18 protein-coding genes are annotated in these 22,064 nt (G+C 34.6%); 11 read left to right on the forward strand and 7 right to left on the reverse strand.

Going from position 1 to position 22,064, the window contains the following annotated elements:
- The first annotated feature begins 6 nt into the window (after positions 1-6).
- Both H3Z82_RS12650 and H3Z82_RS12655 read left to right on the forward strand, forming a co-directional pair.
- Positions 7-1,137, forward strand: a complete 1,131-nt coding sequence (locus tag H3Z82_RS12650; protein ID WP_182205878.1) for a glycosyltransferase family 4 protein — start codon at positions 7-9, stop codon at positions 1,135-1,137.
- Positions 1,138-1,157: 20 nt separating this feature from the next.
- Positions 1,158-1,766: a sugar transferase gene (locus tag H3Z82_RS12655; RefSeq protein ID WP_182205991.1), complete on the forward strand. Its 609-nt coding sequence runs from the start codon at positions 1,158-1,160 to the stop codon at positions 1,764-1,766.
- Between the two features lie 18 nt (positions 1,767-1,784).
- Here H3Z82_RS12655 and H3Z82_RS12660 read toward each other — a convergent pair whose 3' ends face one another.
- Positions 1,785-2,441, reverse strand: coding sequence for an HAD family hydrolase (locus tag H3Z82_RS12660; RefSeq protein ID WP_182205879.1), 657 nt, complete (start codon positions 2,439-2,441; stop codon positions 1,785-1,787).
- On the reverse strand, positions 2,425-3,396 hold the full coding sequence (locus tag H3Z82_RS12665) for an ATP-grasp domain-containing protein (RefSeq protein ID WP_182205880.1): 972 nt from the start codon (positions 3,394-3,396) through the stop codon (positions 2,425-2,427). Before H3Z82_RS12665 ends, H3Z82_RS12660 begins: the two co-directional genes overlap by 17 nt.
- Positions 3,397-3,753: 357 nt before the next feature.
- Between H3Z82_RS12665 and H3Z82_RS12670 the strand changes: the two genes are divergently transcribed.
- Genes H3Z82_RS12670 through H3Z82_RS12685 form a run of 4 tightly spaced genes read left to right on the forward strand, consistent with a single transcriptional unit; the run spans position 3,754 to position 9,957 of the window.
- Positions 3,754-4,875 (forward strand): DegT/DnrJ/EryC1/StrS family aminotransferase, encoded by a 1,122-nt coding sequence (locus H3Z82_RS12670; protein WP_182205881.1) that lies wholly within the window; start codon positions 3,754-3,756, stop codon positions 4,873-4,875.
- Positions 4,875-6,761 carry a polysaccharide biosynthesis protein gene (locus H3Z82_RS12675; protein WP_182205882.1) on the forward strand — a complete coding sequence of 629 codons (1,887 nt, stop codon included), beginning with the start codon at positions 4,875-4,877 and terminating at the stop codon, positions 6,759-6,761. Before H3Z82_RS12670 ends, H3Z82_RS12675 begins: the two co-directional genes overlap by 1 nt.
- 35 nt (positions 6,762-6,796) lie before the next feature.
- Positions 6,797-7,570 carry a polysaccharide biosynthesis/export family protein gene (locus H3Z82_RS12680; RefSeq protein ID WP_182205883.1) on the forward strand — a complete coding sequence of 258 codons (774 nt, stop codon included), beginning with the start codon at positions 6,797-6,799 and terminating at the stop codon, positions 7,568-7,570.
- A gap of 41 nt (positions 7,571-7,611) precedes the next feature.
- Complete coding sequence (locus H3Z82_RS12685) at positions 7,612-9,957, forward strand: GumC family protein (protein ID WP_235982453.1); 2,346 nt, start codon at positions 7,612-7,614, stop codon at positions 9,955-9,957.
- Between the two features lie 50 nt (positions 9,958-10,007).
- On the opposite strand, the gene H3Z82_RS12690 is transcribed toward H3Z82_RS12685, so the two are convergent.
- Entirely contained in the window at positions 10,008-11,174 is a 1,167-nt protein-coding gene (locus tag H3Z82_RS12690; RefSeq protein ID WP_182205992.1) for a proline dehydrogenase family protein, read from the reverse strand.
- A gap of 98 nt (positions 11,175-11,272) precedes the next feature.
- Here H3Z82_RS12690 and aroB point away from each other — a divergent pair, with 98 nt between their 5' ends.
- On the forward strand, positions 11,273-12,340 hold the full coding sequence (gene aroB, locus H3Z82_RS12695) for a 3-dehydroquinate synthase (protein ID WP_182205885.1): 1,068 nt from the start codon (positions 11,273-11,275) through the stop codon (positions 12,338-12,340).
- Between the two features lie 557 nt (positions 12,341-12,897).
- Here aroB and H3Z82_RS12700 read toward each other — a convergent pair.
- Together H3Z82_RS12700 and H3Z82_RS12705 are read right to left on the reverse strand one after the other, a co-directional pair.
- Positions 12,898-13,377, reverse strand: a complete 480-nt coding sequence (locus tag H3Z82_RS12700; RefSeq protein ID WP_182205886.1) for an Lrp/AsnC family transcriptional regulator — start codon at positions 13,375-13,377, stop codon at positions 12,898-12,900.
- 73 nt (positions 13,378-13,450) lie between these two features.
- Positions 13,451-14,608 (reverse strand): M14 family metallopeptidase, encoded by a 1,158-nt coding sequence (locus H3Z82_RS12705; protein ID WP_182205887.1) that lies wholly within the window; start codon positions 14,606-14,608, stop codon positions 13,451-13,453.
- Positions 14,609-14,911: 303 nt separating this feature from the next.
- Here H3Z82_RS12705 and H3Z82_RS12710 point away from each other — a divergent pair, with 303 nt between their 5' ends.
- Positions 14,912-15,289, forward strand: a complete 378-nt coding sequence (locus tag H3Z82_RS12710) for a helix-turn-helix domain-containing protein (RefSeq protein WP_182205888.1) — start codon at positions 14,912-14,914, stop codon at positions 15,287-15,289.
- A gap of 125 nt (positions 15,290-15,414) precedes the next feature.
- On the opposite strand, the gene tnpA is transcribed toward H3Z82_RS12710, so the two are convergent.
- Positions 15,415-15,678 (reverse strand): IS200/IS605 family transposase, encoded by a 264-nt coding sequence (gene tnpA, locus H3Z82_RS12715; protein WP_394368114.1) that lies wholly within the window; start codon positions 15,676-15,678, stop codon positions 15,415-15,417.
- A gap of 510 nt (positions 15,679-16,188) precedes the next feature.
- Between tnpA and H3Z82_RS12720 the strand changes: the two genes are divergently transcribed.
- The 3 genes from H3Z82_RS12720 to H3Z82_RS12730 are packed head-to-tail and all read left to right on the forward strand — an operon-like array spanning position 16,189 to position 19,005.
- Positions 16,189-17,637, forward strand: a complete 1,449-nt coding sequence (locus H3Z82_RS12720) for an MBOAT family O-acyltransferase (RefSeq protein WP_182205889.1) — start codon at positions 16,189-16,191, stop codon at positions 17,635-17,637.
- A 2-nt stretch (positions 17,638-17,639) separates the two neighbouring features.
- The gene (locus tag H3Z82_RS12725) at positions 17,640-18,581 is read left to right on the forward strand and encodes a hypothetical protein (RefSeq protein WP_182205890.1); all 942 of its coding nucleotides are present in this window, start codon (positions 17,640-17,642) and stop codon (positions 18,579-18,581) included.
- Positions 18,582-18,618: 37 nt separating this feature from the next.
- Entirely contained in the window at positions 18,619-19,005 is a 387-nt protein-coding gene (locus H3Z82_RS12730) for a hypothetical protein (protein WP_182205891.1), read from the forward strand.
- Between the two features lie 388 nt (positions 19,006-19,393).
- Here the strand turns inward: H3Z82_RS12730 and H3Z82_RS12735 are convergent, their stop codons facing one another.
- Positions 19,394-22,057: a DNA gyrase/topoisomerase IV subunit A gene (locus H3Z82_RS12735; protein WP_182205892.1), complete on the reverse strand. Its 2,664-nt coding sequence runs from the start codon at positions 22,055-22,057 to the stop codon at positions 19,394-19,396.
- Positions 22,058-22,064 lie beyond the last annotated feature (7 nt).

The following is a 22,064-nucleotide window of genomic DNA, read 5'->3' on the forward strand; positions in this document are numbered from 1 at the left end:
GAGAGAATGCAGAAAAAGCGGATATTGTTAGTGGCGTCGTATGATGGCTCTCTATACGAGTTCAGGGGGGATTTTATAAAACACCTCATTGCCAACAACTATGAGGTTTTTGCGGCTGCTCCTATTTTTTCAGAAAAGTATTTTAAGAAAATTAAGGAGATTGGCGCTACTCCTATTGAATTTAAGTTGCAACGCACAGGTCTTAATCCTATCAAAGATCTTCAAACCATATACGAACTGAAATCAATCATAAAAAAAAACAGAATAGATTTAGTATTCCCTTACACATTAAAGCCGGTAGTTTACAGCTCCATTGCAGCCAATATGTGCAAAATCCCTGTTATCTCATTAATCACAGGATTAGGCTATACTTTTTCTGGGTTGACCGCTAAGACAAAGCTATTGCAACGCTTTAGTGAGTCCTTATACAAATTATCTATTAGAAAAAATAGAGCCATCGTATTTCAGAACACAGATGATCATCAACTTTTATTGGATAGAAAAATTATTGATGTCTCACAAAAAGTTGCCTTTGTTAGTGGTTCAGGAGTCAATCTTGAACAATTTAGATTTAAAGAAAAAAAAACCACTGATCATGTATCTTTTCTTTTAATTGCAAGATTAATTAAAGAAAAAGGAATTGCTCTTTATATGGAAGCGGCAGAAATATTGAAAGCAAGGTATCCTCAATCAGAGTTTCATTTGATTGGAGCAACTGAAACCTCTCCTTCTGCAATCAGTGAGGATGAAATCAACCTTTTACATCAAAAAGGAATTATTGTTTTTCATGGTCTTCAATATAATATTGAAGAACATTTGCACAAAAGAGATGTTTTTGTGTTGCCGAGTTACTATCGGGAAGGTTTGCCAAGAACCACTTTGGAAGCCTGTGCTTGCGGAAATCCAATAATTACGACGGATTCGGTAGGTTGTAGAGAATCTGTAAAAGAAGGGTTCAACGGATTTTTAATTGAGCCTCAAGACTTAGAATCTTTGATAAAAGCTATGGAGTATTTTATTAATAATCCTGATAAAATCAAAGAAATGGGAATCAATAGCAGAAAATATGCTGAAGAGCGATTTGATGTGGATATAATCAATAATGATTTATTACAATTAATAAAAAGTATTCTTTAAATAAATCTAATCTTATGCACATATACAGCATATTTATAAAACGTATTTTTGACTTTTTAGCCGCCTTTTTTGGACTTATTATAATTTCTCCAATATTTATAATTTTAATGTTTTCACTTTTTATACTTAATAATGGTAAGCCTTTTTTCTATCAAAGACGCACTGGAAAACATGGCACTTTATTCACAATTATTAAGTTTAAAACCATGAATGATAAAACAGATAAAAACGGAGAATTATTGCCCGCAATGGAACGTGTAACAAAAATCGGGAACCTTTGTAGAAAGCTTTCACTGGACGAGCTACCACAGCTAATAAATATTCTCAAGGGAGACATGAGCCTGATAGGACCGCGACCACTCCTACCCCAATATTTACAATATTATAATGCCAGACAGAATAAAAGACATGACGTTTTGCCGGGTATTACAGGATGGGCACAAGTAAACGGTAGAAACACCATAAGCTGGGAACAGAAATTTGAATACGACGTTTATTATGTAGAGCATCAATCGTTTTCCTTGGATCTGAAAATCTTCTTAAGAACAATAGATAAAGTCATAAACAGAAAAGATATAAATAACTCCGAAACAATGGATATGCCGGAGTTTTTAGGAACTAAGGAATAGTTTATCGTTGAAATGTCTTTAAACAATTTTTAAATCCTTTAAGTTTAAAATATAATCTTGTGGTAAGTTTTGAGCATCGGAGAATTTATGGGAATCAAAATGAATGTTTTTACCATTATCTATTAAAGCCACACTTCTCCAGCCTAAAGTATTGGGAGCAATAAAATCCTTTTTTAAATTATCCGCAATATAATAGTAGTCTTTACCTGACACCAACCTTTCAATGGCTTTAAAGTTGTCCAAACTAGGCTTTTCAGATGCAATTTCGTCAGAAATCACGATGCCATCCAGATAATCCAAGATCCCTAAGCTTTCAATTTTTGCTCTTTGTGTTTTTGATCTCCCGTCAGTGATGATTCCAATTTTTCCGTTTTTTGATTTTATGGCATCAAAAACATCTAGAACACCATCGAACAATTGAATTTTCGGATGGTGATTCCGATACATTTCAACCAAAGTCTTTAGTTCCAAATTATAAGCAGTGGCAATAAACTCAAAGACGTTTATCTCACATCGGTATAATGAAAACATCTTTGAATATAGCGGCTTCCAATTCGTCGGCTCCAAGTATACGGCTATTGATTGATATGCAGACTTTAAAAAATCCAATTCATTATATAATGTGTCGTCTAAATCAAAAACAACAACGGTGTTTGAATCAACCTTTATATCCATGAACTAAGATTTCATCATCATAACGAATCATTAATAAATCTTTTTCCCAAACATCAAACTTTTCTTCAATTTCCTTCTCTAATAAATATTCTTCAATAATCCATTTTGAGAAATTGGCGCCAGACAAATAAGATAATGGATATCCCCCGCCAAACCGAGGATTAATTTCAATACCATAGATTTTAGCGTCATCAGTCTTGTGCAAGAAAAACTGCGCTGTAAGGCACCCGACAGCACCTTCGATATGATTCAAGTTTTCCTTTAGATAAGGAGTCATTGAATTATTCACAGTCAATGCCTTATAAACCTCACCGTCTCTGACTTCAATTCTTTTTCGTGGCACGGCACATTTTAATTTATGATTTTTGCTATAGTATAGATCACAAGTATATTCATCATATTCTTCGTGATCCAAATATTCCAAAAACATTAGTTTTTCATTATTAAAATGATATTTATTCAACTCGGCTGTTGACCTAATGATAAAGGTGTCTACACTCCTACTACCATCACTTGGTTTTATAAAAAGCGGTAAACTATACTTATCTTTAGGATACTCTTTGGCTACATTTACATTATGCTCTATAAAAAACTTATGAATCAACCTCTTATCCCTACACTTAGAAACAAGATCAACTGATGAAATTATGATTTTAATACCATGAGCTTCAAATCTGATTTTATTTTTTGCAAGTTCGAGTAACTCAGTATCTATTGTTGGAATAACCAGCCTAATATCTTTATCTTTACACAACGCTAACAGCACATTAATATAATTAGGATCATCCAATCTCGGCGCTTGAAAAAAGCCATCAGCAACATGGCATGCCGCAGATAATATTGGACTGGAATCGGTAGCATACACTTTACCATTCGTAAATAGTAATTTCAATTCTTTTTGAAATGACCGAACAAGAGAAACTCTACGCCCTGCTGAAGTTATTAAAATATTCATTCTTATGATTTATAAATCTCTATCTGCTTTAAACAAATATTAAGCCGTTAAATATAATATAGAAAACATAAACTGTACTAAAGAACCGACATAAAACCTGTATTTAAGTCAACATGAACTTCGAAAAAGCAATTTGATCGCACGGACAGATATTTAAAAATGCAAAATTTATCGTTAAAAAACCTTTTTCAAATTTGAGATTAACATCAACGTCGTAGATATTTACTTTTTATCGTTTTAATTGGGTGAATTTGTACAGAATAACGCATATTTAACCTACAATTAAGATCGTGTCCCAGATCACTCTATTGACATGAAATTGAATAGTAATATTAAGTTACTTCACAATTTTGACTTATGAAACCGAAAATATGGCTATCATCACCACATATGAGTGGCAATGAATTACCTTACATACAACAAGCATTTGATTCCAATTGGGTAGCTCCTTTGGGGCCCAATGTGAATGGCTTTGAAATTGATTTACAATCTTACCTTGAAGAGGGGCGCCATGTTGCCGCATTGGCATCTGGCACCTCTGCACTACATTTAAGTCTAATCTTATTAGGCGTTAAAAATGGAGATGAAGTTATCTGTCAAAGCAAAACCTTTTCTGCTTCTGCCAATCCGATCGTGTACCAAGGTGCAACACCTGTTTTTGTGGACAGTGAAAAAGAAACTTGGAATATGTGTCCAGTGCAACTCGAAATAGCAATCAAAGATAGAATCTTAAAAGGGTCTAAACCTAAAGCTATCATTGCAGTGCATTTGTATGGGATGCCTTATAAAGTGGAAGAAATTAATGAAGTAGCATCAAAATATGATATTCCAATAATTGAAGATAGCGCCGAATCTTTAGGTAGCATATATAAGGGTCAAAAATGTGGAACTTTTGGTGACTTTTCAATATTATCTTTTAATGGTAATAAAATTATAACTACTTCAGGAGGTGGCGCATTGGTAACCAGGACATTAAAACAGAAAGAAAAAGCTGTGTTTTTGGCTACACAAGCGCGTGATAACGCACCACACTATTTACATTCTCATATTGGATACAATTACAGAATGTCTAATGTTGTGGCCGGTATTGGTCGTGGACAGATGACCATTTTAGATAGTCACGTAGCAAAGCGTCGCTCTAATCATGAGTTTTATGTAAATGCTCTAAAAAACATCAATAATATTGTATTTTTACACGAGCCAGAAGGTTATTTTTCAAACCGATGGTTGTCTTGTATTTTATTGAAATCTAAATCTATAAGAGAAGGTTTAAGGTTAGCTTTAGAAAAAGAGAACATAGAATCAAGACCCTTGTGGAAACCAATGCATCAACAGCCAGTATTTAAAGATGCACCACAATATCTCAATGGTGTTTCAGACGAGTTGTTTGATAAAGGCTTGTGTTTACCGAGTGGATCTAATTTATCAAATGCCGAACGTGATAGGATAGTTACAACAATTAAATTATATTTTAATTAATGATTTATAAATTATTACATAAAATATCTCATAAGTATGCCTCAAAATGGCTCATTTTGGCGTTGGATCTATTGATCGTGGCCATCAGCTTGTTCTTTGCCTATTTCATAAGATTCAATTTTAAAATTGAATTTGATCTTCCTTTGATGATTACCCAAATTCCATACGTGCTTATAGCTGCAATGATTAGCTTTTTAGCTGTACGATCACATAAAGGTGTGGTTAGATTTACAGGATACAAAGATATAATCAATATAATCATTGGGGTCAATATTTTGGCTACACTTTTGATCATTTCTACCTTTTTTAGCCGAAAGTTTGGATATAGTGAAGTTTTTGATATACCAGGCTCCATCATTTATATCCATCTATTATTAAACATCCTACTACTAATTGGCTTTAAATTATTTATAAAATCGCTTTATAATGCCATAAGCAATGATTTTATTGCCACTAAAAAAATCCTGATATATGGTGCCGGTAATTCAGGAATGATCACCTACCAAGCCATAAGCAATGATCCGCAAAACAGCTATATAGTAATGGGATTCATTGATGACAACGAGAGCAAGGTTGGTAAAAAAATTAACCTTTTACCTGTTTATAATCTTGAAAGAATAACCTCAGATTTTGTCGAAAGATGCAATGTTGAGGAGGTCATCATCTCCATTCAAAATATTGATCCTACAAGGTTACTCCAAATCACAGGCTATCTATTTGACCTAGGTCTTCATGTAAAAATCGTTCCTCCAGTACAGAGCTGGATTGATGGCGATTTAAGCATTGGACAAATCAAAAACGTTAATATTGAAGACTTGTTAGGTAGAGATCCTATATCCATAATTAATCCAACTGAAGAATATGACCATAGAGTTATTCTTATAACCGGAGCGGCTGGATCAATAGGCAGTGAAATTTGCAGAAAAGTCAGCCAATATGATTACAAAAGATTAATTCTGGTAGATAATGCCGAATCAGCGCTTTATGACCTACAGCAAGAATTCAGGCAACAAGGCTTAGAAAACATAGAAGCTATAGTTGCCGATGTCCGAAATAGAGCTAGAATTGATCAAATACTCAATGAACATAAACCAAAAGTTGTATTTCACGCCGCCGCATACAAACATGTGCCCTTAATGGAAAACAACCCATATGAAGCAGTGAGCGTTAATATAGGAGGGACTAAAAATGTGGCCGACATGGCTGTCAAACATGGTGTTGATAAGTTCGTCTTAATCTCTACGGACAAAGCAGTTAACCCAACGAATGTCATGGGCGCAACTAAACGAATTGCAGAACTTTACGCAACATGTCTTAAGGGAAAAGGTCATACCAAATTTATAACCACAAGGTTTGGTAATGTTTTAGGTTCCAATGGATCGGTAATTCCGTTATTCAAAAAACAAATTGAAAAAGGTGGCCCCTTAACCGTAACCCATAAGGATATTACACGCTATTTCATGACCATTCCCGAAGCATGTCAACTTGTTTTAGAGGCTGCTGCCATGGGAAATGGTGGAGAGATATTTGTTTTCGATATGGGAGAACCGATTAAAATTTTCAACCTTGCAAAGAATATGATCATTCTATCTGGATTACGGTACCCTGAGGATGTAGATATTAAAATCACAGGTTTAAGACCAGGTGAGAAAATTTATGAAGAGCTTTTGGCCGATGGTGAGAACACTACCAAAACCTATCATGAAAAAATAATGATTGCAAAATCTCGATATATAGACATCGATAATGTAGAAAGGCAAATCAACAAACTCACTGTAGTAACCTCATTGACACAGCCATTAGAAATAGTATCTTCGATAAAACTTATAATCCCTGAATATATATCCAATAACTCTACTTATGAAGTTTTGGATATTAAAAAATAACGCTATCATTATTTCAATCATTTAAAACCAATTCTATGAAAAAAAATATTGTTATACTTTCAATATTAGCGATAACTTTGGTCACATCCTGTGCCTCTCGTAAAGATCTGATCTACTTTCAAGATGAACCTTTAAGTGGCGGGTACATTGACTCATCACCGGAACAACTTTTTTATAAGGCTGACGATATATTAACGATTACTGTCTCTGCGGCGGACCCTGTAGCGGCGAAACCATTCAATCTAGCAACGGTGACTGAAAGTATTGATCTTGTCAATGCAACGGGTCGTGAACGCATGCAGAATTATTTAATTGATTATAATGGAAATATTGAGTTTCCGGTTTTGGGTACGCTCCACATTGCGGGGATGACCAGAATAGAACTTACCGAAATGTTAAAAGAAAAAATCAGTGAATACGCTACAGATCCGATCATTAATATACGGCTCGTTAATTTTACTGTAACAATTATTGGTGAGGTTAACAGTCCTGGTACTTATACCATAGAGAATGAACGGATCTCTCTCCCTGAGGCGATTGGTTTAGCTAACGATTTAACCATTTTTGGTCAACGTAAAAATGTCTTATTAATTCGTGAAATTGATGGTAAGAAAAAATTTGCTAAAATTGATTTGACCTCAGTTAACTCGGTAAGTTCTCCACTTTATTATCTACAGCAAAATGATGTGCTTGTGGTTGAGCCTAATAATGCAAGAATACGCTCTGCCAACTACAATCAAAATAATGCTATATTAATTTCCGCGATAGGCACCCTAACTACAATCGTAGCCGTATTTTTGATAAAGTAATAAAAGATCAACAATTAATTATCATGGAACCCAAAACATCAATGTCTACTAACGAACTAAAAAAAACGATAGACCTTTACCTTTCTAGATGGAAATTAATATCTTTTTTTGTGATTATTTCGCTTGCGTTAGCCTATACCTACCTTCGTTATGCTACCTATGAGTATCAAGCTGCGGCAAGCATTAAAATTAAGGATGACAAGCAGTCCCAAAAGTTGCCAAGTATTTCAGAATTAAACAAAGGCTCTCTGTTTTCCGATGGCAATACCAAAATAAATGATGAAATTGAAGTTCTGACCTCAAGGGCCTTAATCGCCAACGTAATAAAAAAACTAAATTTAAATATTAGATATTATGAACAAGGAAAAATTAAGGAGCAGGAACTCTATAAGAACCCACCTATAGCCCTAAATTTTTTCGCTAGTGATTCAATCATGCATCAAGTTGATACGACGCTATTTATTAAGATTAAATCGCCATCGCAGTTTTTAATGTTTCAAGATGACGGAAAATCTTTAATAGATCGTGATGACGCTGGAGGTAAATTGTTTTCTTTTGGAGATCGGATTAAAACAGGTTTTGGCGATATGGTTATAGTACCAAATACGGATAAGTATGCACCAAGAATAGGAAGCAATTTAAAGGTATCAATAAATCCTGTGAATTCACTTGTCAACAAATATCAATCAAAGATTTCGACAGCTATTGAAAAGGAATCAACTATTGTTAAACTCTCACTTAAAGACAACATCCCTGACAGAGCTATCGATATTTTAAATCAAATAATAAAGGAATATAATAATGACGTTATTTTAGATAAAGAAGAAGTCATAAAGGTCACTTCCGATTTTATAAACAACCGTTTAGAGTTGGTTTTCAAAGAATTAGAAGAAGTAGATTTTACTGCGGAACAACTTCAAAAACGTAATAACTTAACTGCGCTTGGCTCCCAAGCTGATATATATTTGCAAAGTGAAAAACAGAATGAATTTCAAATTAGCAGTACGACCAATAAAATTCAATTGATAGATTATTTACAAGAAGAAATAAAAGAAAAGAATAAACGCTCGGATTTATTACCGGCTAATATTGGAATTGATGATTCCAATGTTAGCCAAGTAACTAAAAGTCATAATGAATTGGTTGCTCAACGGGACAAAATATTGAAAAATTCAACAGAAAAAAATCCTGTAGTAATCAATCTGAACAATCAGATTGATGCCTTGAAGAGTAATTTAGAAAGCTCTTTGGAAAATATGCGGAGAACGAGCGAAATAACGCTTAATAGCCTGAACAGAGAGGATGCGAGAATCAGGGGTCAATTATATTCTGCTCCAACCAAGCAAAGACAGCTTCGAGATATTGAACGCCAACAGAGCATAAAAGAGTCATTATATATGTTCTTATTGGAAAAGCGAGAAGAATCTGCAATAAGTTTAGGGATGTTTACACCAAATGCCAAAGTGATTGAAACTGCTTACTCAACCTATAATCCTGTTGCACCAAATAAGATGATGACCTATTTGGGAGCACTCATGTTTGGAATGATGATTCCAATTGGCTTTATCTTTGTCATGGACATGTTGGATACCAAAATTTATGATAAAGACGATTTATTGGGAACGCTTATGGCGCCTTATATTGGAGATATTCCGTTAACCAGTAAAAAAACAAAACTCATTAATAAAATTGACTATTCTCCTAAAGCAGAATCTTTCAGGATTTTAAGATCGAATATTGATTTCGTTTTAAGCGACCATGATCTAAGTGCGAAAAAGATTTTTATTACTTCCACTAGAGCGCAAGAAGGGAAATCACACACCAGCACCAACCTGGCTTCATCCATTTCATTTTCGGAGAAATCCGTATTGTTAATAGAAATGGACATTCGAGTACCTAAAATCATGCAATATTTAAAAGAAAAGCCTACAACAAAAGTCGGTCTCTCAGATTATTTAGCAGATAAAAAGTTATCTCCTGATGATATTGTAACCAAACTTAAAAACAATCCTAATTTAGATGTGATTGCTTCCGGGACCATCCCTCCCAACCCGTCAGAGCTTTTGATGAGCAACAGGGTTGGAGAATTGTTTAATCATTTCAAAGATAAATACGATTATATTGTTGTTGATGGTTCTGCAGTTGGATTAGTTAGTGATACGCTTTTAATTGCCAAGTTTGCAGATATATTTATTTACGTAGTAAGTGCAGATAACATAGATAAGCGACATTTGGCTGCAGTAGCGAAACCATTACTAAAAGATAGTAGATTACCTAAGATGCATTTGTTATTGAATGGTACCAACTTTGATAAAAAAGGCTATGGTTATGGATATGGATATGGTAAAGATCCAGGTAAGAAAAAAAAATGGTATCAATTTTCTTAATTGACCATTCCATAAAAAAACTCCGATATTGTGAATATCGGAGTTTTTTATTATAATTTCCTTCGTTTTCTCTCAGTTTTCAACAAAGACAACTCTCTTGTTGTCTGCCCCGCAACCGAAGTATTCTCTTCTGCCCTTCTGATTAGATAAGGCATAACATCCTTTACAGGACCAAAAGGCACATATTTAGCTACATTATAGCCGTGCTCAGCCAAATTGAAACTAATATGGTCACTCATACCATAAAGCTGTCCAAACCATACCCGATTGTCACTTTTATCAATTCCCAATTCTGACATCAACTGCATCGCCAAATAAGAACTTTGCTCATTATGGGTACCAATAAATAAAGAGATTGTGTTTAGATTTCTTAATATATAGTCCAAGGTCTCATCAAAATTTAGATCCGTAGCTTCCTTGGTGGCGCAAATAGGAGATTCATAACCTTTGTCATCAGCTCTTTCCCGTTCTATTTCCATATAGGCTCCTCGAACAATCTTAGCGCCCACTGTAAACCCCTCTTTCTGCGCTCGTTTATGAAGTGCTTTAAGATATTCCAATCGGTCCCATCGGTATAATTGGAATGTGTTATAAACAACTGGAACCTCAGTATTATATTTACGCATCATAGCTTCACATAAATCGTCAGCAGCATCTTGCATCCAGCTTTGCTCGCTATCAATCAAAATTTCAACATCTTTTTCCTTAGCTAATTTACACACTTTATCAAATCTGGCTACCACTCTATCCCACTCCTCTTGCTCTTTTGGTGTAAATGGCTTCTTTTCACCTTTCTTTTGATACAAATGGAACCGCCCAAACCCAGTCGGCTTAAAAACAGCAATTGGCATAGACTTTTTCTCGTCGGCAAAATTGATAATTTTCAAGGTTTTCTCCATAGCGGCATCAAAATAAGACTCAGCCTCTTGACCTTCAACAGAGTAATCCAGAACCGAACTTACACCTTTTACATACATCCTATCTATAACCGGTAAACAATCCTCTTCGCTGACACCGCCGCAGAAATGATCAAAAACTGTGGCCCTAATCAAGCCTTCCACAGGTAAATGAGCTTTCAAGGCGAAATTTGTCACTGCAGTACCTATTCTAACCAATGGTTCGTGAGAAATCATCTTGAACAAAAAATAGGCGCGGTCAAGCTCTGAATCACTTTTAAGACTAAAAGCAACTTCGGTATTTTCAAAAATTTTAGATATTTTCATTATAAGAAAAATAAAGGCAAATTTAATTATTCATTCTTGATTTTTTAATTAAAAACTGCTTATTTTCATCCCAAAATAAAGCTTATACACAAATGACCTCAATTACAACCGATGCATACGCCGTTCATTTTAATCAAACGGGATATAATCAACTTAACAACTACCTTAGAGACAATCATTTCTCCAAACTATTTATTATTGTAGACACCAATACACATCAGCATTGCTTACCACTTTTTATGTCGAAATTAGAAACAAATTTAGATTGTGAAATTATAGAAATTGACCCCGGTGAAGCGCATAAAAATATTGACACCTGTGTAGGCGTATGGAATGTCTTGTCTGAACTGGGTGCTGACAGAAAAAGTCTTATCATCAATGTTGGCGGAGGTGTGGTTACTGATTTAGGAGGGTTTGTAGCCTGCACCTTCAAGCGCGGCTTAAAATACATTAACGTCCCCACCTCGCTCCTCGCCATGGTTGACGCGTCTGTAGGTGGAAAAACAGGTGTTGATCTCGGCGCCCTTAAAAATCAAATTGGTGTGATCGCCTCGGGTGATATGGTAATTGTGGACACCAGCTATTTGAATACTCTTCCTCAAAATCATCTTAAGAGCGGCTTAGCTGAAATGCTCAAACATGGACTCATTTTCGATGCGTCCTATTGGAATAAATTTTTAGACCTAAACAATTTAACCTTAGACGATTTAGATACTTTAATTCATCAATCGGTTGAAATAAAGAACACCATTGTTACTGAAGACCCGAATGAACATGGTATTCGGAAAACTCTTAATTTCGGACACACTTTAGGCCATGCCATTGAATCTTATTTTTTAAGCAATGCAGACAGGGAGGAGCTCTTACATGGGGAAGCGATAGCTATAGGAATGATTATGGAAGCTTATATTTCATCTGAATTACTCCGATTTCCAAAAGATGATTTGGAGACAATTAAAGAAACCTTCTTCAAAATATTTAAAAAAGTGGCAATTGAACCAACAGATCATGATGACATTATCGATCTTTTAAAATATGATAAAAAAAACGAACATGGTAACATCAATTTTGTTTTACTGGAAAAGATTGGAACACCTAAAATTGACTGTTTAGTAGAAAATGAATTGCTAATAAAGGCATTTGAATTTTATAGATCCTAAATTGTGATTATTACTACTTTAAAGTTGATGCTTCTCAAGATCTCAAATGACAGAAGGAATAATTTATCATACCTATTTGTACCAGACGCATGTGGTGAAAGCTCTTAAATAAGGAAAGTATGGCAATTCTCGCACTCTGATATCTTTAGAATAGACTTAAGACAATCCTATTGATACCACGTCCTTTCGTCACAAAAGCATCAGGATCAAAACAAAGAAGATTAGCCTTGTCATACCCTGAAATACACAACGCGCGAAAGGCAAACAAATATACTATTATAATGAAATGCAGTAGAATTCACTGAACAGTCCATTTTATAGCGTCACAGTATTTGGATTTTAATCATTAGTGCTTCTAAAGATTGAAGTTTCGATAATATTTCTCCTCAAACTCTTGAATTTAACAGCATCATCTACATTATCTATAAAAAGCTGGTATAAATTATTATTAAGCTGTACTTAGTTATTCTTCAGCCTTCAAATACCTAAATGACGCAATTAAAATACCCTTTGTTGAGCGCTCAACAAAAGATGATTAATACGAGATGTAAATATGATTAAAGTTCGTTAAAAATAGAGTGCATAAGACGCTTCTTGTCATTAATGCTCTCCTCTAACGAAATCATGGTCTCAGTTCTGTAAATACCTTCAATATCGTCTAACAGGAAGATGATATCTTTTGCGTGCGATGTGTTTTTAGCTCTTACCTTACAGAAAATATTAAATTTGCCTGTGGTAATGTGAGCCACAGTTACGAATGGTATTTCACTAATGCGCTCTAAAACAAATTTCGTTTGAGAAGTGTTATTTAAGAAAACGCCGACATAGGCAATAAAAGAATACCCTAATTTTTTATAATCCAAGGTCAAGGATGACCCTTTAATAATACCTGCTTCCTCCATTTTTTTTACGCGAACGTGAACTGTTCCAGCCGAAATCACTAATTTTTTGGCAATATCCGTAAATGGAATTCGCGTATTATCAATTAACATATCTAAAATTTGATGATCAATTTCATCTAATTTGAATTTACCCATTTGTTATAAATTATTAAATTTTTTACAAAAATAGTAGAAATATGTTGAAGATAATACACCAAAAGAGACTTTTTTACACAGATAGTGACTGTTTTTTATTATTTATCCATACGAAATCGATTGAGATGCCTTCACTTAATTCCGTATGATCTTCAACAAAAACTAATTGTTCATTTGCGTCAATTTCTCTGTGACCGAAAAAATCACTTAAATCTGAAATTTTATCAATTTTTGGAATAAATACAATGCGATCTTCTTCAAGTTTCTCATCATATTGTATGGCAATATCCGAAACTTGATGTCCTTCTCCTGTTTTCAACTTCGCATTTCGAATGATAATATCAAAAAATAACTTTTCGTTACGAGGAATTTCGAAATAAGTTTTTTCTTTAAGACCTTGTGGATTTCCAAACACAATCTCAACCACTCCAACCCATAAGGATTGAAAAATCAATTCCCTGACCTTTTCCCTGTTGTAATCTTCGTGATAATGGCCAGCTTCAAACAAAATCGTAGGCACATTTGAAGCTTGGAATGTATCCCCAACACAATTAATATTAAAAGCATCATCATAAATACCCACCTGACCTGGGATTTGGGATTGAAGATTATTATTCATTTTAACTATGACATCCATGGCTATCTTACGTGTTTTAGTCACTGAGCGGCCGTTATTTTGAGCTGGGGCTAAGAAGGAAACAGCAGCAGGCTTATTCCTTTCTCCAGCACTGAATATGGTGCGCTGTCCATGAAGATTAAAACAAAAATCTGGTTGAAAATCCTCAAAACAATTTCTTAGCACCCTGCTTTCTGGTTGAGTTAAATCTTGTGCATCTCTATTTAAATCGACTTGATTAGCATTTAATCGTGTGTACAGTCGTGAACCATCCGGATTCAACATAGGTATAATCCCAAGCGTACAACTATCCAACAATCTTCTCACAAAGTCATTTTTGCTTTGAGTGAGAACGTTTAATAGGTCAAAAATAGCTTTGGTGGTTGTACTTTCATTACCATGCATTTGAGACCACATTAAAATCTTCTTTGGTCCAGATCCGACTTTTATAAAATGAATGTCTTCATTCAAAACTGAGCACCCAATTATTGATAGGTCAATATGAGTACTGTGCTTTTCTAACAAACCTCTGATATGATCTGAATTGATATAGCGACCAAAAAGAAGTGCTTCTCGGTGATGCTCATATTCCTTTAATAAATGTTCTATATCCATGTGAAAATAATTATGATACAAATGTAAACAAATGAATTTTTACATTTGTAAACGATATTATTCGCGGTATTTGTTTACAACAATCAACCATTAGACCTCGTTTAAAACACCATTCAGGCGAATTATCATCTTCTAAATTAGAATTTAGAAAAGTACAACATTAAATTCTGATAACCAATATATTAAATTATGTAATATAAAGTTTAGATTTCAATAAAAACTAATGATTTTCTTAAATAATTAGCTTTGAAGGTTGTTTTTGGTTACATTTGTAACGCACTAACATCTAAACAAGAGTTTACAATGATCAACAATGAGGAATTCGCAAAGCGGTTACAAAAAGTTATCGATTATTATGCAGAATCGGCATCTTCTTTCTCCGATGTCATAGGTGTTCAGCGCTCAAGTATTTCGCATATTCTATCCGGTAGGAACAAACCCAGTTTGGATTTCGTACTAAAAGTATTATCGTCCTACCCCGAAGTCGAACTCTATTGGCTGTTAAATGGTAAGGGCGAGTTCCCCGCCCAATCTAAAGTTATTGCTAAAGAACAAAATCATATCCCAGAAAAAACACCGCAACCGACTTCAAGTCTGAACGCAAAAAAAGATGAGAAAAACATTGAGAAAATTGTTGTTTTTTATACGGACGGGACTTTCAAGGAATTTATAAAAAATTAACTGGATAAATAAAAATGCACACCTTCTTAGAAGGTGCCTTTGGTTAGCCCTCATAGGGGGCGGCAAGGGAAAATTAAGAAATCAAACCGATGTTGCTGATCCTCAACTCACTTCTCTTCTTTCTCTTAATATTTTACATGTTTCTTAATCATTTCCTCGACCAAGTTGATGATGGTAACAAAATATCCCCGCGCCCAAAAATGATTGACCCAATAGGGCTTCGTTTTCAATTTAGGGTAACTCTTGAACAGTTTTATTGCAATCTTGTCCTTTAGAGTACCCATCAATTTTGTAATAGAAACTTTCGGCGGAACTGAAACCAATAAATGAAAGTGGTCTTCTTCAACGTTCAATGCCCGAACATCACAACCTTTCCAATCATAGAGCATTTTATAACGTGTTCGACCAAATTTTATATTGCTCCCTTCAAAATCCGAAGACGATATTTTGGAACCCAAACAATATGATAGTCACATTCATAAATAAGATGGCTAAGTTTCTTATATTTATTTACTCATAGGGCAAATATAAGGCACAGACGTCAGAACATTACCACCTGCAAAGCAGGTGGATTTTTAAGGTGAATTAGATTCACATCTATTTTTGGAAATTAGAATTCTTTATTTTTGCGATTCTAAATATGATTTCATTATATAATTCTATAAATAGGATCAGTTAGATGAAACGTCTTAACTTTTTATTGTTCTGATTTTGCCCCCTTGCTCCATGCAAATCTCGATAAAAATTTGAAACCAATTTTTCAATATTTATCTACATTAAATCGTTAAATTCAATCCACATGGCTAAAAGATGCAAAAGGCTGAAGGTTTTATTCCACATTATCTTATATTTCCAATTTATTTTATTATTTATTTGTCTAATATATCAATGACGACTCGATGCTTTTTAACTCAATAGATTTTGCAATATTTCTACCTATTGTATTTTGTATCTACTGGTTTATCACACAGAAAAACCTAAAGGCGCAAAATCTATTTATTTTATTTGCAAGCTATGTTTTTTATGGATGGTGGGATTGGAGGTTTCTGTCGTTAATAATTTTCAGCACTATAGTTGATTACTCTATTGGTATCACCTTAGGTCGAGAAGAAAATCCAATAAAAAGAAAGATGTTCTTATGGATAAGCATCTTTACCAATTTAGGGTTTTTGGGCTTTTTCAAATATTTTAATTTTTTTCTAGAAAATTTACAATCTGCATACACCTTTTTTGGAAGTGAACTTAATATAAGTTCCTTACATATTATTTTACCTGTTGGAATAAGCTTTTATACCTTTCAGACCTTAAGCTATACTATTGATATTTATAAAGGAAAGTTGGAACCGACGAAAGACATCATTGCCTTCTCAGCTTTTGTAAGCTTTTTCCCCCAACTTGTCGCAGGCCCAATAGAAAGAGCAACTAGTTTATTACCACAATTCTTTCAAAAACGGCAATTTGATTATAACCAAGCGGTAAATGGAATGCGGCAAATTTTATGGGGTTTTTTTAAAAAAATTGTTATTGCTGATAATTGTGCAATGTTTGCTAATCAATTCTTTAATAACTCATCAGAGTTCTCTGGGAGTTCTCTATTTCTGGGCGCAGTATTCTTTACATTTCAAATATATTGCGATTTCTCTGGTTATTCTGATATTGCAATTGGCACTTCAAGATTATTTGGTTTTGATTTAAAGCAAAACTTTGCATTTCCTTATTTTTCACGAGATATAGCTGAATTTTGGAGGCGATGGCACATTTCACTCTCTACTTGGTTCCGTGATTACCTGTATATTCCGTTAGGAGGCAGTAGGGGCGGAAAATGGATGAAAATTAGAAACACATTTATCATCTTTATTGTAAGTGGTTTTTGGCACGGTGCTAATTGGACATTTATTGTATGGGGCGCGTTAAACGCGATTTATTTTTTACCTCTACTAATTACCAAAAGAAATAGAACACACTTAGGAACAGTAGCTGAAAACAGCGTGCTACCATCGTTTAAGGAGTTTATCAATATGGCTTTTACATTTTTATTATCTGTAATAGCATGGGTGTTTTTTAGAGCCAAAAATGTCGAACATGCAATTTCTTATCTAAAAACAATTTTTTCAAACAGTCTTTTTAGTATTCCAGAATTCGAAAATAAACGCTATGCTCTCGAAATTATAGTGCTCGTTATATTTATGCTTATAATTGAATGGCTTGGAAGAAGAGACCAATATGGAATCGAAAAACTGGCCTTAAGATGTAATAGGAAAGTTAGACTCAGTATCTATTTAGTTCTCGTGTGTTTAATCTATCTTTATTTAGGCAAAGAACAAGAATTTATATATTTTCAATTTTAAATATGGTTAGTTTTATAAGAAAGTTTAGCGTATTTGCGTTCATTTCAATAGCTATATTAGCTATTATAATAGTCGTACCTTTTTCTATAATTAAACAAAAAGCCCGATTTGAAATAAGCGATAGTGCCAATATTGTTATGTTTGGACATTCTCACACTGAATGCGCTTACGATGACGAAATTATTCCTAATTTTAAAAATTTAGCGTCCTCAGGAGAATCTTACTTCTACACTTTTCAAAAGATAAAGAAAACATTAAGTCAAAATCCAGAAATTGAAACTGTTTTTGTCGAATTTACAAATAATCAAATTGACAAGGTAATGGATGAATGGACTTGGGGGTATGACAAGATGTCATTTTATCTACCTGTCTATTTACCCTTTTTAGAATATCAAGATGTTGAAATTCTAAATGACAATAACGCTAGCACTTTCAGATCAACAATTTCTGTAGCTTCAAGAAAGAACTTATTCCGATTTTTAAAATCAGATTATGATTACTCTGATGAAATAGGCGGGTTTACATCTCTAAATGTAAGTGCGGTTGATAGAATTTTAGATACTATGGATACTAATATTCAACATAATAAGACTTATTCTACTTCAAATGTTAATTTACATTATTTAAGAAAAATTATTGATTACTGTAGGAGTGAAGGGAAAGATGTATTTCTTGTTAGAACGCCGCAACATAAGAAATATAAAATGTTAAAAAATGAAGAGCAATTCCTTTCTGTTAGAAACTCTCAATTTTCTGATATTGATTTTATAGACTTCAACAATAACAATCTTCCAAACACTTATTATGCTGACTTAGAGCACCTAAACGGAAAGGGAGCCACGGTACTTTCAAAGAAATTTAAGCAATTACTAGAAGGGGGCTTAATTAGCTCAAAAGAGAAGTTCTTTATTGATAGAACCTTTCACTATTTAATTTCGGAATAGCTTTCTTTTGAGTAATTTTGTCCTCAAATTAAAAAACATGAAATTTCCATTAGTTTTCATTTTCTTACTCCTCTTGAGCAGCTGCTACAATAAGGAACGTGAATGCAAAGATTTTAGAACTGGTACATTCGAATTTAAATATACAACGGATGGTGTTGAAAAAACGGGTCGGTTTGTGAGAACTGAAAACCTTAACATCGATTATTATGAAAATAAAATCGATACGGCATCTATTAGATGGATTAACGATTGCGAATTTATCATGAAACATATCAATCCGAAGAATATGAGCGAAGAGAAAGCCATCCATATGAAGATTTTAAGCACTTCTGAAGACTCCTATACTTTCGAGTATAGCTTAGCCATTCAGCATGGCACCCAACAAAAACGTGTAGAACAAGGGAAGGCTAAAAAAGTCAAATAATAGACTGTCTCCTAATTACATATCCATTATAAGTACATTGGTTTTTAATTGAAGATTACTTGTCCATACGTACGAAACCAAACCTCTATACCCTTAGCACCATTAGATTCTCTTGCTATCATTATGGGAATAAGGCAGGATTTTTACCACTCAAAAATAATAAGTATTTAAAAGGCGTAGTGAAGTGCTTTACAAAGTCTTGTTTTTGATATAACGCCTTAGGTTCAACAAAAATGTTCCCATTTTATTCTTATGATCTCATCATTAAATATCAATTCACCCAGAAAAAGCTATTGAAAGTTAGTACCTAAGTTTCTGCATTTTTATATTAATGAATATCAGTACTTTTTATTCAAATATTTTTGAAGAAAAAATCGCCACATAAAAACTAAAACAACTTCCCTTGCCCATTTTCATCTGAATGACCCTCTTCATTAGAGTCGCCATCTGAATTCGATTTCGTTTTTTTTGAAGCTTTATCTTCTGAAAGATTATCTTCGTCAACAACTTCAATCTCTGTTGCAGGTACTTCTTCGGGTGCTTCATAAGGTAGAGGTTCCAGCAAATTGATTTGGTTGACCTTATCTCTGGTCAATTGATTGCCTAAAGCGGTAATGCCTTTAATACTTATGAATTCTTCAAGATTAACTTCAAGATTTTCTTTTCTGTCTTTGCCACGTTCCTTGGTAAACTCTACATCAACCATAGGTTTCCAATCGGTTGATACGATTTCCAATTGCGATTTTGGGTGGTCTGAGATAAATTGCTCTTCTCTACCTTCTTGCTCAATTAAAAAACGTTTCACATAATACCGTTCCTTCTCACCATCGAAGTAAATGGCAGAAATTGGTTTTTTAGGAATCCATTTCTCCAGAACAATCATATCGTTGTCAAACCGTGTGGTCAATTCTGGCAAAATAGTTTTTAAGACACCCGATTGATGAATTACCAATAAACGGTCTTCACCTCTGAACTCACCTATCAGCTCTCCTCTACCATCTACATTTAAGCGTTGTACGGTATCATCAAACCATATCTTCCGCGGTTTTAAGGTAGATATTCCTTTTTCTTTAAGTTCAATCTTTCGGATGGCATATTTAGTCACCCGATTTCCTTTAGAATTTCGTCCTTTTATAAGAACATCAGCAAAATCGAGATCCCATTTCAGTTTCTTGACACTGCCTGCTTGTCTGAGATAGACCGTAACAACCTCGGCCTCACCATTTGGATTGGATGAAAAATACCAAACCATAGAGCCTTTACTGCCGTTGGTTAAATCATACTCACGATCTCGAGTAACCGCTAAAACAGAAAATCGTTTTACATACGATGGCCCTTTGGCGCCATCACGGTAAATCATATTGTAAATGGTACGCTTATCTTTCCGCTTAAAAACGGCCACACTAATGATATCCTTACCTACGAAGGTTTTGGCATCGACTTTGGTAACCATCATTTTACCGTCTTTTGTAAACACAATAATATCGTCAATATCACTACAATCGCACACATACTCGTCTCTTTTGAGTGAGGTGCCAATAAACCCTTCCGCCCTATTGACATATAGTTTAGTGTTCCTGATAACAACCTTTGTAGCATCAACATCATCAAACAAACGGATCTCCGTCAATCGCTCCCGACCTTTGCCATACTCCTTTTTAAGACGTGCAAAATAGGCTATGGCATAGTCCACCAAATGCTCCAAATCATGTTTTACTTGAGCAATTTGTTCTTCAAGAGCGTCTATTTTCTGCTGTGCTTTGTCAATATCAAATTTAGAAATACGCTTGATTCGAATTTCCGTTAATCGCTCAATATCCTCTGTGGTAATCGCTCGTTTTAAATGCTTGATATGTGGCTGAAGTCCTTTGTCAATTGCCGATATAACCCCTTCCCAAGTTTCCTCCTCCTCTATATCCCGATAGATTCTATTTTCAATAAAAATTCGCTCCAAGGACGCAAAATGCCATTGTTCTTCAAGCTCATCGAGTTTAATTTCCAGATTACGCTTTAAAAGCTGAACAGTGTTGTCAGTAGAATGACGTAACATTTCGGAAACCCCAACAAAAAGTGGTTTATTGTCTTCAATCACACATCCCAATGGAGATATTGAGACCTCGCAATTGGTAAATGCATATAGCGCATCAATTGTTTTGTCGGGTGAAATACCAGATGGTAAATGCACCAAGATCTCAACCGTGGCTGCGGTATTATCTTCAATCTTACGGATTTTAATCTTACCTTTTTCATTCGCCTTTAAAATCGAGTCAATCAACGACGATGTATTGGTACTAAAAGGTATTTCATTGATGACCAAGGTGCTTCGGTCCAATTGTGAGATTTTCGCTCTAACCCGAATTTTACCGCCACGTAAACCATCTTTATAGTCGGTGACATCGATAATACCGGCAGTAGGAAAATCGGGATAAATCGTGAATTTCTTACCGTTAAGATGCTTGATTGACGCATCAATCAATTCAATAAAATTATGAGGCAATATTTTTGTAGAAAGTCCAACGGCAATCCCTTCGCCGCCTTGTGCTAACAACAAAGGAAACATGACAGGAAGGTTGATTGGTTCTTTTCGTCTGCCATCGTATGAAGCTTGCCATTCTGTTACTTTCGGATTAAAAACAACATCCAAAGCAAATTTTGATAAACGCGCCTCAATATAACGTGGTGCTGCCGCACTATCTCCAGTAAGAATATTTCCCCAGTTACCTTGGGTATCAATCAATAAATCTTTTTGACCAATCTGAACCATGGCATCTGCAATACTGGCATCACCATGAGGATGGTACTGCATGGTATGACCAACAATATTGGCTACCTTATTATAACGTCCATCATCCAAATCTTTCATAGACTGCATGATCCGGCGTTGAACAGGCTTAAACCCGTCTTCTATGGCCGGTACCGCACGCTCAAGAATAACATAGGAAGCGTAGTCCAAAAACCAATCCTTAAACATTCCGGTAACTCTGGTAATGGTTTCATTATTTCCGTTTTCCTGAATATTTTCATCTTCATTGTGTATGTGATCTTCTTCCAATATAACG

The organism is Gelidibacter maritimus, from assembly GCF_014062315.1.
Classification (GTDB): domain Bacteria; phylum Bacteroidota; class Bacteroidia; order Flavobacteriales; family Flavobacteriaceae; genus Gelidibacter; species Gelidibacter maritimus.

Bases quoted from the DNA above. Each gene is read 5' to 3' on its own strand.
- H3Z82_RS12650 (WP_182205878.1), top strand. From the start codon at position 7: ATGCAGAAAAAGCGGATATTGTTAGTGGCGTCGTATGATGGCTCTCTA.
- H3Z82_RS12660 (WP_182205879.1), bottom strand. From the start codon at position 2,441: ATGGATATAAAGGTTGATTCAAACACCGTTGTTGTTTTTGATTTAGAC.
- H3Z82_RS12665 (WP_182205880.1), bottom strand. From the start codon at position 3,396: ATGAATATTTTAATAACTTCAGCAGGGCGTAGAGTTTCTCTTGTTCGG.
- H3Z82_RS12670 (WP_182205881.1), top strand. From the start codon at position 3,754: ATGAAACCGAAAATATGGCTATCATCACCACATATGAGTGGCAATGAA.
- H3Z82_RS12675 (WP_182205882.1), top strand. From the start codon at position 4,875: ATGATTTATAAATTATTACATAAAATATCTCATAAGTATGCCTCAAAA.
- H3Z82_RS12680 (WP_182205883.1), top strand. From the start codon at position 6,797: ATGAAAAAAAATATTGTTATACTTTCAATATTAGCGATAACTTTGGTC.
- H3Z82_RS12685 (WP_235982453.1), top strand. From the start codon at position 7,612: ATGTCTACTAACGAACTAAAAAAAACGATAGACCTTTACCTTTCTAGA.
- aroB (WP_182205885.1), top strand. From the start codon at position 11,273: ATGACCTCAATTACAACCGATGCATACGCCGTTCATTTTAATCAAACG.
- H3Z82_RS12700 (WP_182205886.1), bottom strand. From the start codon at position 13,377: ATGGGTAAATTCAAATTAGATGAAATTGATCATCAAATTTTAGATATG.
- H3Z82_RS12705 (WP_182205887.1), bottom strand. From the start codon at position 14,608: ATGGATATAGAACATTTATTAAAGGAATATGAGCATCACCGAGAAGCA.
- H3Z82_RS12710 (WP_182205888.1), top strand. From the start codon at position 14,912: ATGATCAACAATGAGGAATTCGCAAAGCGGTTACAAAAAGTTATCGAT.
- tnpA (WP_394368114.1), bottom strand. From the start codon at position 15,678: ATGCTCTATGATTGGAAAGGTTGTGATGTTCGGGCATTGAACGTTGAA.
- H3Z82_RS12720 (WP_182205889.1), top strand. From the start codon at position 16,189: ATGCTTTTTAACTCAATAGATTTTGCAATATTTCTACCTATTGTATTT.
- H3Z82_RS12725 (WP_182205890.1), top strand. From the start codon at position 17,640: ATGGTTAGTTTTATAAGAAAGTTTAGCGTATTTGCGTTCATTTCAATA.
- H3Z82_RS12730 (WP_182205891.1), top strand. From the start codon at position 18,619: ATGAAATTTCCATTAGTTTTCATTTTCTTACTCCTCTTGAGCAGCTGC.